The following is a 16,599-nucleotide window of genomic DNA, read 5'->3' as shown; positions in this document are numbered from 1 at the left end:
GGCAGGGTGCAGCAAGAGCTGCCACGCAGGCGGTAAGCCTCGATCGTCAAGACCTGATTCCGGCTAACCGCGTTTTGACGGTAGCATAGACAACTAATAATCCCTTGTCGTGTCCGTGCTGTCAGTCCTTTCAGGCGAGGCGGTGCCACCTTCGGCCAACCTCCATCGATGGTTATGGTGGTAGCCTTGCCGGCATGCCGCTCGATGTGTGCCAGCTACCGTTGGTCGGCGGGCATCCCGCGCTCGACCTGGTCAACACGCTCGAGCGAGGGGGCACGTCGCCGCACGACTTTCTGTCCGACAGCTCCGCTCTGCTGCGCTGGTCGGTCCGGGTGGGCGTGCTCAACGACGCGGCCGCCGAGCAGGTTGACCGGGCGTGGCGCGACGAGCCCGCGGCGGCGCACGCGGGACTGGCCGCCGTGCGCGACATCCGGGATGGGCTGTTTCTCGTGCTGCTCGCCGCGATCACCGCGGACGGTGCTTCGGCGGGTGACCCTGTCGCGGCCGGCGCCGCGCTCGTCGCACTCCATCAGCGCTGGTCCGGCGCGGCCGCCCGAGCACGACTCGTGCTCGACCCGCCGCGGGTACGCCTGGCCTACGGCACCGTGCCGGCCATGCTGGTGCCCGACCGGATCGCCGAGGCCGCCCTCGACGTCATGCTGACGGCCGACCTGACCCGGGTGCGCCGCTGCCCGGTGCCCGAGGGTGGCTGTGGCTGGCTGTTCCTCGACCAGAGTCGCAGTGGCTCCCGCCGTTGGTGCCGCATGGCCGACTGCGGCAACGCCGTGAAGGCACGACGGCTCACCGAGCGTCGCCGCGCCGCCCGCGCATCCCACTCGTAGGCGGTCGGCGACGGCTGCGTGTGCTGTCCCGCGCCGGAGCGCGCCAACGCCGTGACGAGCCTGCATCGAACACGGCAGGGGCGATCATCGCGCTTTCGGAAAGAATCTTGGGACGGGTTGTCGAAGTCGCGTCCGGTCGTTCGAGGGACTGGGTGAAGGGCCGGACAAGCCGGCCCGCCGCGAAGGGCAACGACCATGACCGAGCAGATGACCACCACCGCGTCGACCGTGCTGACCTGCGACCCGGCGGTCAGGGTCACGAAATCCCTCTTGGCGTACGGCGTCATCGCCGGCCCGTTGTACGTCGCGGTGTCGCTGGTCGAGGTGTTCACCCGCTCCGGATTCGACCCGACACGGCACGCGTGGAGCATGCTCAGCAACGGTGACCGAGGTTGGATCCACATCACGAACTTCCTGGTGAGCGGTCTGCTGACAGTCGTGTTCGCGGTCGGACTGCGTCGGGCGCTGGACAGTGGGCCCGGGGCGCGCTGGGCACCGAGGCTCATCGGCGCGTACGGCGTGAGCCTGATTGCCGCCGGTCTGCTGCGCGCGGATCCGGGGTTGGGTTTCCCGGTCGGTACGCCGGACGGCCCTGGGACGATCAGCTGGCACGGCTACGGTCATTTCGCTGCCGGGGCCGTCGGGTTCAGTTGCCTGATCGCGGCGTGTTTCGTGCTGGCCCGCCGCTTCGCCGCCGAGGGCGCGACCGGTTGGGCCTGGTCCTCGCGGGGCGTCGGTGTGGTGTTCGGCGTCAGCTTCCTGGGTCTGACCGCGGGTGCCGGCGCCGCCTGGAGCATCCTCGCCTTCACCGCCGCCGTACTGCTGATCTCGGGCTGGCAGGCAGCCGTCGCTGTCGACCGCTACCGGCGCGTGTCGCGGCACTGATCGTCAGCACAGTCGAACCACACTTGTTCCGAGCCAACCCGAAGTGCACAGACCCACGAGGAGAAGAAATGCGTTATCTGGTGATTCTCAAAGCAGCACAGCCCGACAGCCCGCCGCCTGCCGAGCTGATGGAGGCGATCGCGAAACTCGGTATGGACGCGACGAACGCCGGCGTGATGCTCGACATGGGCGGGCTGGCGCCCACCTCCAACAGCGCCCGGATCGCGGTCGACGCCGGTGGGCTCAGCGTCGTCGACGGTCCCTTCGCCGAGGCGAAGGAGCTGATCAGCTACGTGGTGTACGACGTCCGCTCCAAGGAGGAAGCTGTCGAATGGGCCGGCCGGTTCATGCGGCTGCACCGTGACCTGTGGCAGGGCTGGGAGGGGGAGGCTGAGGTCTCGCGGGTCTTCGGGCCGGAGGACTTCGCACCACAGGTGTGAGCGGGCGAGCACGTCGATGGTGGTTGGATCGGTAGCCATGACGGCTACCGATCCCTATCGCGTTGTCGAGGCGGTCTGGCGGATCGAGGCGGCTCACCTCATCGCGAAGCTGACCCGGATCCTGCGCGATGTCGGCCTGGCCGAGGAGATCGCCCAGGACACCCTCGTCATCGCGCTCGAACAGTGGCCGAAGCAGGGCGTGCCGACGGATCCCGGGCCGTGGCTGATGGCCACCGCCAAGCACCGGGCGATCGACCTTGTCCGGCGGCGGATCCGGTACGGCGAGAAGCTCGCCGAAATAGGCCGGGCCCTGGAAATCGCGCCGGTCGACGAGCAGGACGCCGTGGACGACGCGTTGGACGACCACGTCGGTGACGACCTGCTGCGGCTGATCTTCATCTCCTGCCATCCGGTGCTGTCGACAGAGGCGCGGACCGCGCTCACCCTGCGCGTGCTCGGCGGGCTGAGCACCGAGGAGATCGCCCGGGCCTTCCTCGTCGCCGAGTCGACAGTTGGTCAACGGATCGTGCGGGCCAAGCGCACCCTGGCCGCCAAACGAGTGCCGTTCGAACTCCCGCCGCCGGATCAGCTCGCCCAGCGGCTGACCTCGGTCCTGGAAGTCCTCTACCTGATCTTCAACGAGGGATACTCGGCGACCGCCGGCCAGGACTGGATGCGGCCCGACCTCTGCCGGGAGGCGCTGCGGCTGGGCCGAGTGCTGGCCGGGCTGATGCCGGATCAGGCCGAGGTGCACGGCCTGGTGGCGCTTATGGAAATCCAGTCGTCGCGGACGTGGGCGCGCACCGACGGAGCCGGTGGGGCAATTCTGCTCGGCGACCAGGACCGGACCCGCTGGGACCTGCTGCTGATCCGGCGCGGCCTCGCCGCCCTGGCTCGGGCGCAGGAGATCGGCGGAATACTCGGACCGTTCGTGCTGCAGGCCGAAATCGCCGCCTGCCACGCCCGAGCCCGGTGTACCCAGGAGACCGACTGGTCACGAATCGCGGCGCTCTACCTCGTGCTCTCCCACGTGTGGCCGTCACCGGTCGCCGAGTTGAACCGGGCGGTCGCGGTCGGAATGGCCCAGGGAGCGGCCGAGGGACTGGCCATTGCTGACCGGGTGCGGGCGAGTGGGGCGCTGGACCAGTACCCGCTGCTTCCCGCCGTACGCGCCGACCTCCTGGCGAAGCTCGGTCGGACGGCCGAGTCCCAGCAGGAGTACGCGCGAGCCGCCGCGCTGACTCGCAACGCCAAGGAGCGAGAGATCTTCCAGGCGAGGGCGGGCGGCTGAAGCCCGGGAGACTGAGTCCGCTGCGGGGATTGCCGTCGACGCGGGACCGCAGGCGATAGGTGGGTGGGCACGCCGGGCACGGGACCTGCTGTGCCCGGCCCGCGAGGGGTGCGGAACGCCGACGGCATCACCCCGACATCGTGCGGCCAGCAACCCTCACTGCGGCTTTTCGTTCTGTCGGAGGGCTTCCTCAAGCTGGTCTTCCAGGATGATGATCCGGCAGGCCGCCTCCAGGGCGGTGCCGCCGTCGACCATCTCGCGGGCCCGGGCGGCCAGGCGCAGCTGGTAGCGCGAGTATCGGCGGTGCCCGCCGCCGGAGCGGTGCGGGTCGATCAGTTTCGCCTCGTCCAGCCGGCGCAGGAAATCCTGCGTGGTGCCGAGCATCTCCGCAGCCTGCCCGATGGTGTAGGCGGGGTAGTCCTCGTCGCCGAACATGTCTTCGGGGTTTCGCCCCATGTCACCTCCACGTCGAGGGCCCCGGCGCGTAAGCGCCGGGGCCCAGGGTTACGGGTCAGAACACCATCTGCCGACAGGAACGTCGGCTCTTCGTATCCACACCAGCCGTCACTGACGGCAACGGGTGCGAGGATCGCATATGCGTGACCGGAGACCACCTCTCGTTCGATGGAAACTGCGGTGTCCGCCCGGCCTGACATGACGGCCGACGGCGGGCGATCCAACGGTGTACGGCCCTCCCTTTCCTCTGCATCTCTTCATCTTGCTGACGTGCAGTCCACCGGTGTCGGAGCCCACGCAACTTCACGGCCCCGTACAAGTGCGGCGAACATCAGCTGGAGCCCTGAACAGTTCCTTGGCCCCACCTGCGGTGCCCCGTCGCGCATCATGCCGGGGCTGACGTGCTTACTGCCGTTCTGGAGCAGGAACAGGGTCCTGCTCCGACGCCCGTCGTGACCTCACGGCCGGGCGGTCCGTCTGCGTCTTTGTATCTCTCTGCTCGCTACCTGAGGAACAGTATCCCCCAGCCTCAAGGATGTCTAGTCGTTTGAGCATAGATTTTCTGGCTGGCCGCTCCGAGGTCCAGCGAGCAGTCGAGGACGAGAGGGGTCTCCGGCTGCGCGACGAGCAGGGTCGCCAAAGATTTCGAAGAATATTTCTGGATGGCGGCAACCTGCGGGCGACGGATCGCATGTACCCCGTTGTAAGCGACGATCGCCACGATCCATAGGGGTCCGCAAATGTCTGCACGTCACCTCCTGCTGCTGCCCGTTGCCACTGTCCTTATTGGACTGTCTGCCTGCGACTCCGGGGAGCCGGCCGGTCCGAGCCCGGCCGCATCCGCTCCGACGTCGGCTGCTGCGGCCGCTGGCACTCCCAGTGCGTCGCCCGCGGCGGCCGGAGTAGCCGATTGCCCCTCCGGGACGACCCTGCAGACGCTTGTCGAGCTGCCGAAGGGCTGGTCCTTCGGGGAAGTGAAATGCTTCAAGGACTGGGCCACGGCCGATCCGCAGGGCCCGACGGCGGGTGACGGCGTCTACCTTTTCCACTTCGTGGCCGGGACGGGCTGGAAGTACTACGACCAGGGCAGCGACTGGGACTGCAAGGATCTCGGTCTCAGCGAGCCGGCGCCGTTCTGCTCCTCGGATCCGGTGGAGACGGCGCCGAAGCCAAAGCCGAAGCCGTCGAGCGGTACGGCCACCAGTGCCAAGTGCCCTTCAGCGAAGACCCTCCAGGCCCTGGTCGAGCTCCCGAAGGGCTGGACCTTCGGCACTGTCGAGTGCGTCAAGGACTGGGCGGGCGCCGATCCGCAGGGCCCGACCGCCGGTGACGGCTGGTACCTCTTCCACTTCGTGGCCGGTACGGGCTGGAAGTACTACGGCGATGGCAGCGGATACGACTGCGTGGACCTCGGCCTCAAGGAGGCGCCGTTCTGCATCTCCTGATCGGGTAGACCGCTGTCGTTTGCTGTGGCGCACACCGGCTATGGTGTGCGCCACAGTCAACCGGCCGCATCGCCGCCGCCGCTGCCTGAAGGACTCTGGGGTACGTGGGGGGAACGAGCGGAGCATGGCGGACTCCATAGACGATCTCTTCTGTGAGTTCGTGCGGACCCGCTCGCCGGCGTTGCTGCGGACGGCGTTCCTGCTGACCGGTGACCGGCACCTCGCCGAGGACCTGGTGCAGGATGCGCTGGCCCGCACCCATCGGGGCCGGCGGCGGCTGCATGATCCCGGGCACTTCGAGGCGTACACCCGCACCGCCATGTACCACCAGCATGTGAGCTGGTGGCGGCGCCGCAAGGTAGCCGAGTCCCTGCCCGGCGAACTGGCCGACGTGGCTCAGCCCGGCAGCGACCACGCTCGTCGTACCGATCTCAAGGTTGCTTTGCACCAGGCTCTCGCCCAACTCACGCAGCGGCAACGGGCCGTGCTGGTGGCACGGTTCTTCGAGGACCGCAGCGAGGCCGAGGCCGCGGAACTGCTGCAGTGCTCGGTCGGCACGATCAAGAGTCAGACCAGCAAGGCGCTGGCGCGCATGCGGCAGATAGCGCCGGAGCTGCTCTCGGCCGTGATGGAGGAGGCCTGATGACCGACAACCTCGGGCCGCTGCGTCAGGTCATGTCCGATCTGAGCGAGCACGGCGGCACCGCCGACATGTACGAGCGCACCCTGCGCAGATCGCGGCAGGTCCAACGGCGCAGGGCGATCGCCACCGGCGCCGCGGCGGCGGCGGTGTTCGCCCTCGGCGGTACGGCCGCCTTCGCCACCCTGCACCGGCCCGACCCGTTGCTACCGCCCGCCGCCGCCCCCACCAGTGTCGACCCTCAGAAACCCACCTGTCCGTCGACTGAGAGCCTCGGGACCCTGGTCGAACTTCCGGCGGGGTGGTCTTTCGCTTCCAGGCCTGTGGAGTGCGTCGAGACGTGGGCCGCGGTCGACGTGGAGCGCCCGAACGCCAGCGCCATCATCTACCTGTTCCACTACACGGCCGGCACGGGCTGGCGACTCCAGGACCAGGGCAACGGATGGGACTGCAAGGAGCTCGGCCTGACCGAACGGGCGTCGTTCTGCACGTCCTGAACGCCTATCCGGGAAGTCCCCGGTTGTGGGCAGCCGTCTGCGGGGTGCCCTCCGAGCTCCGTCGCTGATCCGGACGCGCCTCGCATGTCACAAACCCACCGCGCGGATCGACGTTCCTTTCGAAGCCACCTCGGAAGGGAGCACACCGGATGCGTATCGTCGTTCTCGGCGCGAACGGGGGCACGGGCCGCCGCCTGGTACAACAGGCGCTGGACGCCGGCCATGACGTACGGGCGGTGACCCGGCAGCCGCAGTCGTTCCCGGTGCGAGGCGCCGGCCTGGAGGTGGTGGCCGCCGATGCCACCGTGGACGTCCCGCTGAGTGGTGCGGCCGTGGTGCTGTCGACGCTCGGCACGCCGTTCACTCGGCGACCGGTGCGGCTCTACAGCCGCAGCACCGCGACGGTCCTCGCCGCGATGCGCCGCGAGGGCGTGCGGCGGCTCGTCGTCGTGAGTTCCAGTGCCACCGAGCCGCATCACCATGCCGAGGGCGGGTTCCTGCTCAACCGCGTCATCCAGCCGATGGTTACCGCCACGATCGGCAAGTCCACCTACGACGACATGCGCGCCATGGAGAAGCTGGTGTCGGACAGCAACCTCGACTGGACGATCGTTCGCCCGTCGGGACTGATCGACAGCGACAGCGTCACCCGCTACCGGCTCTCCGAGGGCCGCTCAGACGGCATCTTCACCAGCCGAGCCGACCTGGCGGCCTGTCTGCTGGCCCAGGCCATCGACACCACCTGGGTCAGGCGGACCGTGGCCGTCACCACCGCCGAGGGCACCCCGACGCTGTTGGCGATGCTGCGGCGGGAAGCGTTCGGAAAATAGGGACATGGACGACCAGCAGTGGTTCGCCGAGCAGTTGGCGCAGCACCGCCCTCAGCTGCGGGCCGTCGCCTATCGACTGTTGGGCTCGCAGGCCGAGGTCGACGACGCGCTGCAGGAGGCGTGGCTGCGCACGACGCGCGCCGACCCAACCGCGATCGCCAACCCCGCGGCGTGGCTGACCACGCTCGTCGGGCGGGTCTGCATCGACATGCTGCGGGCCCGACAGGCGCGCCGCGAGCAGTTGGGCGCAACCTGGGAGCCGCTGGTCAGTGAGTACGGGGATCCGGAGGAAGCCAGCCTGCACACCGACGCGGTAGGCATCGCGTTGCTCGTGGTGCTGAACAGCCTCGAGCCGGCCGAACGGCTCGCGGTCGTGCTGCACGACATGTTCGGCATGCCGTTCGAGCAGGTGGCCGCCGTCGTGGGACGTACACCGGCGGCCACCAGGCAGCTTGCCAGCCGAGCCCGGCGGCGGCTGCGCGATGGCGCTCCGCAGCCCCGGGCCGGCCTGCCCGCCCAGCGACGTGTCGTCGACGCGTTTCTGGCGGCCGCACGCGCCGGCGACTTCGACGCCCTGCTGACCCTGCTGGACCCCGACGTGGTGTTCCGCTCCGACCACGGACGACGGGCACGGCTCGCACCGGCCCTGCTCACCGGTGCCCGTGCCGTGGCCACCCGCGCGGCCGACGTCGGGCCGCGGTTCGCGCGCCTCTGCGCTCCCGCGTTGGTCAATGGCGCCGCCGGGGTCGTCGCCCGCGACCGGCGCGGCAGGCCCGTCGCCGTCGTCGGTTTCACCGTGTACGACGATCGCGTCGTCGCCATCGACATGATCCTCGACCAGGGCAAGCTGACCCGTCTGCGGCACGGAAGATGACCTACGGTTTCTCGTTCCCCAAAAGCAATATCGGTCACGGCGCGGCTCGGTAGGGTTGGCCCTACCCGGTAGACGAGCGCCAGCAGGATGGGTATCCCGCCGCCGTTTCGGAAGGCTCGGGGCATGCAGATGGCTCGCCCGATGTCCTTTCTGGTGGCTGGCGTTACCGCTGGGGCTCTGGCCCTCGCTCCTTCTCCCGCGGTGGCCTCCGCAGCATCCTCGACCCGAGGTGACCTGGCCAGCGCAGGTGCCGGGGCGCCGGCCCCGGCGGCCGAACTCACCGGTGTCGGGCAGCTGGTGGACCAGGTCGTCTCGACCCAGTTGGCGCGTGACCGGATTCCTGGCGCTGCTGTGGTCGTCGTGGCCGGCGGGAAGCAGGTCTTCGCCAAGGGGTACGGCGTCTCGAACGTCCCGGCCCGAACGCCTGTCGATGCGGCCTCGACCTCGTTCTTCACCGGCTCGGTGGCCAAGGTCTTCACGGCGACGGCGGCCGCGCAGCTGATCCGGCAAGGCAAGCTCGATCCGAGCGCCGACGTGAACACCTACCTCACGACCTTCAAGATTCGCGACACCTATCCAGGGCGCCCGGTCACGATGGCGGATCTGCTGACCCACACGGCCGGCTTCGACGATGGCCCACGGGGTGTCGCCGTGGCCGACCCGGCAGCCGTGCCCGCCCTGGGCGAGTACCTCGCTGCCCACCAACCCGACCGGGTACGCCCGCCGGGAACCCTGGCGCAGTATGACAATTACGGCGTCGCCCTGGCGGGATATCTGGTGCAGGTCGTCTCCGGCCAACCGTTCGCTCAGTACGTCCAGGACCACGTCTTCGGGCCGCTGCACATGAACGGCACGACATTCCTTCAGCCCCATCCGGCCGCGATCCAGGCGCAGGTGGCGGACGGCTACCGTCCCGTAGGCCACGGTCAGGTCCGCGAGGACGGCCAGTACGGCGCGTGGTCACCTACCGGAGCGGGCACCGTAGCCACCGCGACCGATATGGGCACCTTTCTGATCGCGCAGATGGCCGACGACCCACGGCTCGGCGCGGGCGTCGCCGAGTCGCTGCGGCAGCAGCATTTCACGATGGACCCGCGTCTGCCGGGGATGGGCTGGGTGCTCCAGCAGGAGCCGCGCAACGGACAGGCGCTGCTGTTCAAGGACGGCGACGTCCCCGGCTTCCACGCCAACCTCGCGATGCTGCCCGACCAGAAAATCGGGATCTACGTGGTCTACAACGGCGACGGGACGAACGGCGTCGCGAGCTGGGACGGCAAGGACCTCATTCACCAGATCGTCGACCGGTACGTCCCGCACACGAGTCCAGCACCCAAGGCGGTGAGCGGGATCGACACGTCCGATCTCGCGGGAAGCTATCGCGTCGACCGCACCAGCCGCACACAGGTGACGAAGGTGGTGGCGCTGCTCTCGACGGCCACCGTCGCCGAGGCCCCCGGCGGCTCGCTGACCACCAGCGGCCTGTCGTTGAATCCGAACGCGGGCGTCCAGCACTGGTACCCGATCGGTACCGGACTGTTCCAGGAGCAAGCCGGCCAGGCGCAGATCGCCTTCGACGGCAAGGGCAATCTGTTCACGACGGACGACCCGACGGTCGCCTACACGAAACTGGCCTGGTACGCGTCGCCGACCCTGCACCAGATCATGCTCGGGGCCGGCGTGGTGGTCTTGCTGTTGGCGTTCTTCTGGTTCCCGATCCTGGCGTTGGTGCGACTGCGCAAGGGCAAGCCGGTGCACACGCGCTGGGCGCGGGCGGCACGGGTCGCGGCTTGGCTCACTGGCGGACTCACGACGGCCTTCGTCGGCTGGTTCGCCTTGATGGCGTCGGACCTGAACGCCCTCACCGAAACGGTCATCCTCGGCTCGGTGGCGCTGACGGCCCTGCTGTCCTTGAACGGACTCGCGGTGGCGACAACGACAGTGATGATCGCGGGCACGGTCGCCGCATGGGTCAGGCGTTGGTGGACCGTGAAGGGTCGGATGGCGTACACGGTCACGACTGTCGCGGCCATCAGCTACCTGACGGTGGCCTTCACCTACAACCTCATCGGAATCCCGAGCCCCTAGATTCGTTGGAGTTTGAATCGCTGGTTGGTACCGGTGCCGGGTGTCCACTGGGAGATGCGAGCACCGTCGGCGGTCGAAGCCTGCCAGACGTCCATTGCCAGACCGCTTTGCCTGTTGATGAGTCTGACCACCCCGCCGCCCTGGTCGTCGACCCGCCATTGCTGGCTGGCGGCGTTGGACGCGTCGGGTTGCTGGGTGATGTCGGCACCAGTGCTGTTGCTGGCGACCTGCAGGAACAGGCCGCTGTGCCGCGCCCTGATCCGGAAGTGGCCACCGTCGGCCGGCACAAACTCGAACTGCTGGTTCTGTCCGCTGCTGCTCGCCCACTGGATCAGCAATCCGCCGGCTGCGGTGGACGCACCGTTGATGTCGGCGGCCTTGCCGCTGTGCTGGGCCACGAGACGGTAGTACGCACCAGCCTCGACCGGCCCCGAGTTGACCCCGGACGCGCGGTAGGTGTGGCCGGCCTGACCGGTGAACTCCACGAGATCGGCCTCGATCCGCGTCGGCTGGACGGCGCTGCCGCTCGTCTCGTCGCGCAGTTCGAAGGTGCCGGCGAAGATCCGGTTGCGAACGCGGATGGGCCCGGCGCGGTCGGGAGTGACGACGAGCTCGATTCTGCTGCTGCTCCAAGCGGCGCCCACGGTGTATCCGCCGCGGCCGCGGAGCCCGGTGACCTGCCCGGTCGGCCAGGCGGATGGTAGTGCGGGCAGGAGGTGCAGTTCGCCGGCGTGGCTTTGCAGCAGCATTTCGGCGATGCCGGAGGTGGCGCCGAAGTTGCCGTCGATCTGGAAGGGCGGGTGCAGGTCGAACATGTTCGGTGCGAGCCGGTCGGTGCGTACCAGGTCGCCGAGGAGCTTGTGGGCGCGCGTGCCGTCTTCCAGCCGTGCCCAATAGTTGATCTTCCAGGCGAGTGACCAGCCGGTGCCGTCGTCGCCGCGCAGTTCCAGGGTCTGTCGTGCGGCCTGGTGCAGTTGTGGTGTGCCGCGTTTGGTGATCTGGTTGCTGGGGTGCAGCCCGTACAGGTGGGAGACGTGCCGGTGAGTCCGCTCGGTCTCCACCCAGTCGGCGAGCCATTCCTGGACGTTGCCGCGGGACCCGACCCGCGTCGGCGGTAGCCGGTCCCGGGCAGTCAGTACCTGGGCGCGGTAGGAGGTATCCACGTTGAGGACTTCGGCGGCCCGTGCGACGCCATTGAACAGGTCACGCAGGATCTGGTTGTCCATCGTCGGCCCCGCGCACACGCTGGCGTTCGTGTGATGACGCAGCTCGGGCGAGTTCGACGGATTGGTGACGAGGTAGCCGAGCGTCGGGTGGCTGACCAGCGTGTCGAGGAAGAACTGGGCAGCGCCCTTCATGGCCGGGTAGTTGGCACGCAGGAACTCGACGTCTCCGGTGAACTGGTAGTGGTCCCAGATCATGGTGGCCAGCCAGGCGCCGCCGGTCTGCCACATTCCCCACAGGGCTTCGTCGACCACCGACGAGCCGCGCCACGCGTCGGTGTTGTGGTGGGTGACCCAACCCCCTGCGCCGTACTGCACCTGAGCAGTGCGGGCGCCGGTGACGGTCAGATCTTTGATCATGTCGAAGACCGGCAGGTAGCACTCGGCCAGGTTGGTGGTGTCGGCCGGCCAGTAGTTCATCGGCAGGTTCGCGTTGATGGTGAACTTCGAGTCCCAGGACGGGGCCATCTGGTCGTTCCAGATCCCCTGCAGGTTCGCCGGCTGGCTGCCCGGCCGTGAGGAGGAGATCAACAGGTAGCGACCGTACTGGAACAGCAGCGCGGAAAACTGCGGATCGTTGACGCTCGCGTGCTGCGCGATCCGCACGTCGGTGGTCTGGTCGGCCGCCGTCGTGCGTCCCAGATCGATCGACACCCGGTTGAACAGCGCCTGATAGTCGGCCACATGTCGGCCGCGCAACTGGTCGAAGCCGATGGCGCGGGCCGCGTCGAGGTGCCGCCGCGCGATGCCCTGGTAGTCGCCGTTGACGGTCCGGTAGTTGACGTAACTGGAACCGATCGACACCAAGAGGGTGACGCTTGTCGCGCCGGAGACCCGCAGCGTGCCACCGGAGCTGCTGACCGTGCCGCCGCTCACGGAGGCATTGGCCAGCGCAAGGAAGCGGACCTGCCCGTTGATGCCCTCCATGTTGCCGGAAACGCCGTCGAGGCCGATCGTGGCGGCGTCCGGGCTGGACACGGTCGTCCGTTGCGGGCTGCCGAACGTGGCGGTGAACGTGATCGCGTTTGCCCGGTCAGCGGTCAACCGCATCACGATCACCTGGTCCGGCGCGCTGGCGAACACCTCACGCTGAAACCGCACTCCGTTGAGCACGTAGCTGGTGGTGGCGGTGGCCGTGGTCAGATCGAGGGTCCGCTGGTACTGCGACGCCCCGCTGGCACTGCCAAAGGCCAGCCGCAGGTCGCCGACCGGCTGGTAGGCCAACTGCCCGACCGGACTGCCCAGCATGGTCTGGTTGATCAGATCCTGCGCCTGCGTCCACTGATCGGCGAAGACCCGCCGTCGAATCTCCGCCAGGTTGGCCGCACCACGGGTGTTGGCCGAGTCATACGGGCCGCCGGCCCAGACGGTGTCCTCGTTGAGCTGCAGCCGTTCGGTGTCGACATTCCCGAACACCATCGCGCCCAACCGTCCGTTACCGATCGGCAGAGCCCGTAACCAATCCGTACCCGCCGACTCGTCGTACCACAACGCCATGTCGTTGGCCGCCAGCACCTGTGGGGGTGCAACCGACCCGGCCCGAGCGGCTGCGGTCCAACCCGCCGGCAGCAGCATGACACCAGCTCCGGCCGCCCCGGCTCCGAGAAGCTTCCTCCGTGTCACTTCAGACATCTTGTCTCCTTCATCCAGCCGAGCGACGCAGCGGTGGCCCCAGCCGCCCCGGTCGTGACGATCGAAGGGCAGGAAGCGGAACGTTGACGAGGACGTCGCCTGAGTCCGTCGAGGGTTTTACGCCGTCAGACATTCATCAGACGTCACATGTTAACAACTGACATAAAAAGCGGTCAATGCGTTGCCGGAAGCCCGGCGCCGCTTCACCCGCTGGCGCCAGTTTCCGGGTATGGCGCGTCACCTGGGTGTTCGCGTCATTGCCCTGCGGACTCGGCAGGTAAGAGGCGACCGGCCAACGGGGACTCCGTTAAAGGTCGGATGTGCTCCCCGGGCGGGGCCACGCACTGAGCCGCCCACTTCCGTGACAACCACGTCTCCCCGGCCCCACACCGCGGCGATCAGCTGTCATCACCGCAGCCGCTGCGACCAGTGCCTCTGACCTTCCGCATCAGACATCGAGGATCTGCCACTCCTGGCTGATCTCGCCGCTGACCGGTTGCTGGACCGCTCTGGCGCCGTCCGCGGTGGAGGCGCCTTCGACCCCGACACACAGACCATTGCTCACGTTGACGAACCGGTAGTACCCGCTGGTCGTCGCCGGGACGAGATTCCACCACTGGTTACGTCCGCCGTTGTCGGCCCATTGGACGAGTGCCGCGCCCTGGCCCGAGCCGCCTGGACTGTCCAGGACTTTGCCGCTCTTGACACCGGACAGTCGGAATGAGCCATCACTGTTGGGCAGCAGCCGCCACTGCTGGTTGGTCGCGCCAGTCCACGGCCACTGGATCACGCCTGCCCCGTCCGTGGTGGAGCCGCCGTTGACGTCCAGCACCTTTGCGCTGCGCCGGTTGACCAGTCGAACGACACCGGCGGCGGCGGCTGGTAGACCTACGACGACCTGTATCTGTTGCCCGGCCGTCATCGAGATCACCCGGGCATGCGGGCCGACCGGCGAGGGGGCGACAGTCGCGGAGGTGGTGATGGATGCCATCCCGCGCCGGCTGATGAGGGTGATCGCCTGGGTGATCGTCGAGGTGAGTGCCACGGTTACCGAGCGACCAGCAAGATCCCAGGAGAGGCTGTGGATGCGGACCTGGTTGCGTCCGCGTACCCCGGTGATGGTGCCTCTGGCGAGTTGGCCGGGCAGGGCGGGCAGCAGCTCGATGACGCCGGGCCTGGAGTACACAAGCGCTTCGCTGAGCACGGCCGGCAGCGTGTTGGCCGCATCGGCGTTGTAGGTCTCCAGATTCGGGTTGTGTGCCGTCATCAGCGACCGGAAGATCATGTTGTTGCCGATGATCTTCCGGAGGTTGCTGTAGACGCCGGCGGCGTCCTTCAACCGAGCGGAGGCGAGGGCCCGATGCAGGCTGCCGTGCGCCGAGGTGTTCTCGTCACCGCGCAGCGCCAGGGCCCTGAGCGCGGCGGTGACCAGCGCGGGTGCCTCCTCGGGGTTGATCTCGTGCAGGGGCCACGCGCCGTAGAGGTGATGGACGTGCCGATGGTTGTAGCGGTCCGTGAGACCCGGCCAGGACCATTCGGCGAGGGCGCCGCTGCCGTTGACCGAGTAGGGCGGGAGCTTCGCCAGCAGGGCCGTCCAGCGTGCGACACCTTGGCCGGCGCCCTGCTCGACGCCGAGCGCGTTGGCAGCCTCGACAGCCGCCCGCAGGGCGTGTCTGCCGGCCTGGATGTCGCCGGTGGCGTTGATCGCCAGCAGGACGTTCGTGCTGGCCGGCGAGTTCTCCATCGAGAACGACGGCACGAACACCACACGGCCGGCCGAGTCGGTACGGGTCAGGAAGTCCTCGTAGAACAGCGCCAGCTCCATCAGCGCCGGGCCCAGCTTCTCGGCCAGAAACGTCCGGTCTCCGGTGACCTGGTAATACTCCAGCAGCGGGTAGAGCAACCAGTCCGCGCCACCGGTCCAGCACTGGCCGGGGAAGCCGGGGTCGAAGTGCAGCATGTACCCGTACTCGCCGTCGGTTCGCGACGGGGCCAGGAAGCCGCGGGCGCCGTACAGGTTGCGAGCGTTCGTGCGCCAATGGGCGAGCTGACCGAGGATCAGGTTGAAGTAGCCCTGCATGGCATCGGTGAGGTCGAGAATGTTGCCGCCGGCGACCTGCAGGTTGATGTTGGCATCGGTGGTGAAATCGTCGGCCCAGGCGCCGTTCCACGTGCCGGCCCAGATTCCGGTCAGTCGCGGCGGCAGCACGCCGCTGGAGGAGATGAACAGGTAACGGCCGCTGTCGTAGAGGCGCTCCAGCAGGGCCACGTCGATGGTGTTGCGGTTGGCGTTCTGCCGGGCGATCAGCTGGGTGGTCGACAGCTGCCGGTCGGCGGCGGAGACGTTCAGGTCCAGGCGGGAGCGGTCGTACATCGCCGAGTGCAGGGCGACGTGCCGGGTCCGTAGGTCGGCATAGTCGGCGCGCACCGCGGCCAGCGCCGCGTGCAACGGCTTGCTGTCCCAGGCCGTGGGTGACTCGTACCGATCGAGCTTCGTGAGCAGGACGAGCCTGGTTGCCGCGGTGACGACGATGCTCGACCCGTTCGCGGCCACCGTGCCACCGGTGGCGACGACCCGGGTGACGCCCTCGAAGCCGAACGCGCCCTGCCCGGACGGGTAGGTGCCTCGCAGGTTCAGGTAACCGGAACCGTCGATGACGCTGGCCAGGGTGGTGAAACGGACCGAGCCGGGGACGCCCGCGAGGGAGGTGTTGACGCTCAGCGTCGCGTCGATCGATCGGCCGGACGCCGGGGTCAGTTCGTGTACGACGACGTTGTCGGCTCGGGAGGCGAAGGCGCGGCGGATCCAGGTGCCGTAGCTGTCGGTCCAGGTGGAGGTGACCTCCCCGGTCCGGAAGTCGGTGCTGCGGGCGTACCCGTTGGCGGTGGTCATGCCGGGAGTGCTGATCTGCAGCTCGAAGCCGGGGTGGTAGGTCTGGGTCCAGCGTAGGCTCCAGCCGGCCGCGAAGTCCGTGTTGGCTCCGGCGTAGTTCCCCGCCAGCGCCTTGTCCCGTACACCGGCCAGCCGCCCGGAGATTACTGGCGGGGTGACGCCCCGGCTGCCGTTGGGCAGCACGAAGCGGTGGTGATTGAAGATCACCTTCTCGAGGGTCGGCGTTCCGTACAGGACGGCGCCGTGCTCGCCGTTGCCGGTGAGGAACCCGTCGGTCCAGGTTGTCGCAGGGGTCGCGTCGTAGATCCCCCGCTCGGGCAGCGTGACCTGAGGCGCAACGGCGGCGGCCCGTCCGGCGCCCACGGCCGGGATCAGGGCCGCCGAGCCGGCGGTCAGCGCGGTGGTGACGAGCAGACTCCTACGACTTACGGGCAGGTCTGTCATCGGAAGCCCCTCTCCACAAGGAGGCTGAAGGGTCGTGCCCGGGAGCCGCCGCAGCCTGGTCGGATCTGCCTACAGGCCACAGGTCCGCAGGCTCGAATCGATTCGACGATAGTAAGTTCACC

The 16,599-nt window shown here is 68.4% G+C and carries 14 protein-coding genes; 10 read left to right on the top strand and 4 right to left on the bottom strand.

The window, feature by feature from the left end:
* Positions 1 to 194 precede the first annotated feature (194 nt).
* The 4 genes from ACGFIE_RS01295 (at position 195) to ACGFIE_RS01280 (ending at position 3,458) form a co-directional block, all read left to right on the top strand.
* On the top strand, positions 195 to 842 hold the full coding sequence (locus ACGFIE_RS01295; protein ID WP_393289827.1) for a CGNR zinc finger domain-containing protein: 648 nt from the start codon (positions 195 to 197) through the stop codon (positions 840 to 842).
* Between the two features lie 195 nt (positions 843 to 1,037).
* Positions 1,038 to 1,727: a DUF998 domain-containing protein gene (locus tag ACGFIE_RS01290; RefSeq protein WP_393289825.1), complete on the top strand. Its 690-nt coding sequence runs from the start codon at positions 1,038 to 1,040 to the stop codon at positions 1,725 to 1,727.
* A 68-nt stretch (positions 1,728 to 1,795) separates the two neighbouring features.
* On the top strand, positions 1,796 to 2,167 hold the full coding sequence (locus ACGFIE_RS01285; RefSeq protein WP_393289822.1) for a YciI family protein: 372 nt from the start codon (positions 1,796 to 1,798) through the stop codon (positions 2,165 to 2,167).
* Positions 2,168 to 2,204: 37 nt separating this feature from the next.
* Positions 2,205 to 3,458 (top strand): RNA polymerase sigma factor, encoded by a 1,254-nt coding sequence (locus ACGFIE_RS01280; protein ID WP_393289820.1) that lies wholly within the window; start codon positions 2,205 to 2,207, stop codon positions 3,456 to 3,458.
* Between the two features lie 156 nt (positions 3,459 to 3,614).
* On the opposite strand, the gene ACGFIE_RS01275 is transcribed toward ACGFIE_RS01280, so the two are convergent.
* Positions 3,615 to 3,914 carry a helix-turn-helix domain-containing protein gene (locus ACGFIE_RS01275; protein WP_363685026.1) on the bottom strand — a complete coding sequence of 100 codons (300 nt, stop codon included), beginning with the start codon at positions 3,912 to 3,914 and terminating at the stop codon, positions 3,615 to 3,617.
* Between the two features lie 529 nt (positions 3,915 to 4,443).
* Positions 4,444 to 4,635: a hypothetical protein gene (locus ACGFIE_RS01270; protein ID WP_363685028.1), complete on the bottom strand. Its 192-nt coding sequence runs from the start codon at positions 4,633 to 4,635 to the stop codon at positions 4,444 to 4,446.
* A gap of 253 nt (positions 4,636 to 4,888) precedes the next feature.
* Here ACGFIE_RS01270 and ACGFIE_RS01265 point away from each other — a divergent pair, with 253 nt between their 5' ends.
* From ACGFIE_RS01265 to ACGFIE_RS01240, 6 genes are all read left to right on the top strand, one after another.
* On the top strand, positions 4,889 to 5,359 hold the full coding sequence (locus ACGFIE_RS01265) for a hypothetical protein (RefSeq protein ID WP_393289817.1): 471 nt from the start codon (positions 4,889 to 4,891) through the stop codon (positions 5,357 to 5,359).
* Positions 5,360 to 5,483: 124 nt separating this feature from the next.
* The gene (locus tag ACGFIE_RS01260; RefSeq protein ID WP_363685032.1) at positions 5,484 to 6,002 is read left to right on the top strand and encodes a SigE family RNA polymerase sigma factor; all 519 of its coding nucleotides are present in this window, start codon (positions 5,484 to 5,486) and stop codon (positions 6,000 to 6,002) included.
* A complete protein-coding gene (locus tag ACGFIE_RS01255; protein WP_393289814.1) occupies positions 6,002 to 6,496 on the top strand; it encodes a hypothetical protein in 495 nt (164 codons plus the stop codon). Before ACGFIE_RS01260 ends, ACGFIE_RS01255 begins: the two co-directional genes overlap by 1 nt.
* Positions 6,497 to 6,645: 149 nt before the next feature.
* On the top strand, positions 6,646 to 7,326 hold the full coding sequence (locus ACGFIE_RS01250; protein ID WP_393289812.1) for an NAD(P)-dependent oxidoreductase: 681 nt from the start codon (positions 6,646 to 6,648) through the stop codon (positions 7,324 to 7,326).
* A 4-nt stretch (positions 7,327 to 7,330) separates the two neighbouring features.
* Positions 7,331 to 8,200, top strand: coding sequence for a sigma-70 family RNA polymerase sigma factor (locus ACGFIE_RS01245; protein ID WP_393289809.1), 870 nt, complete (start codon positions 7,331 to 7,333; stop codon positions 8,198 to 8,200).
* A 123-nt stretch (positions 8,201 to 8,323) separates the two neighbouring features.
* Positions 8,324 to 10,285: a serine hydrolase domain-containing protein gene (locus ACGFIE_RS01240; RefSeq protein WP_393289806.1), complete on the top strand. Its 1,962-nt coding sequence runs from the start codon at positions 8,324 to 8,326 to the stop codon at positions 10,283 to 10,285.
* On the opposite strand, the gene ACGFIE_RS01235 is transcribed toward ACGFIE_RS01240, so the two are convergent.
* Positions 10,282 to 13,140, bottom strand: coding sequence for a glycoside hydrolase N-terminal domain-containing protein (locus ACGFIE_RS01235; RefSeq protein WP_393289804.1), 2,859 nt, complete (start codon positions 13,138 to 13,140; stop codon positions 10,282 to 10,284). The two genes, ACGFIE_RS01240 and ACGFIE_RS01235, sit on opposite strands and share 4 nt — an antisense overlap.
* Positions 13,141 to 13,588: 448 nt before the next feature.
* Positions 13,589 to 16,477 (bottom strand): glycoside hydrolase N-terminal domain-containing protein, encoded by a 2,889-nt coding sequence (locus tag ACGFIE_RS01230; protein WP_393289802.1) that lies wholly within the window; start codon positions 16,475 to 16,477, stop codon positions 13,589 to 13,591.
* Positions 16,478 to 16,599 lie beyond the last annotated feature (122 nt).

This window comes from Micromonospora sp. NPDC049275, assembly GCF_043197115.1.
In the GTDB taxonomy this organism is placed as follows: domain Bacteria; phylum Actinomycetota; class Actinomycetes; order Mycobacteriales; family Micromonosporaceae; genus Micromonospora.
This window is presented reverse-complemented; position numbering and strand designations above follow the sequence as displayed.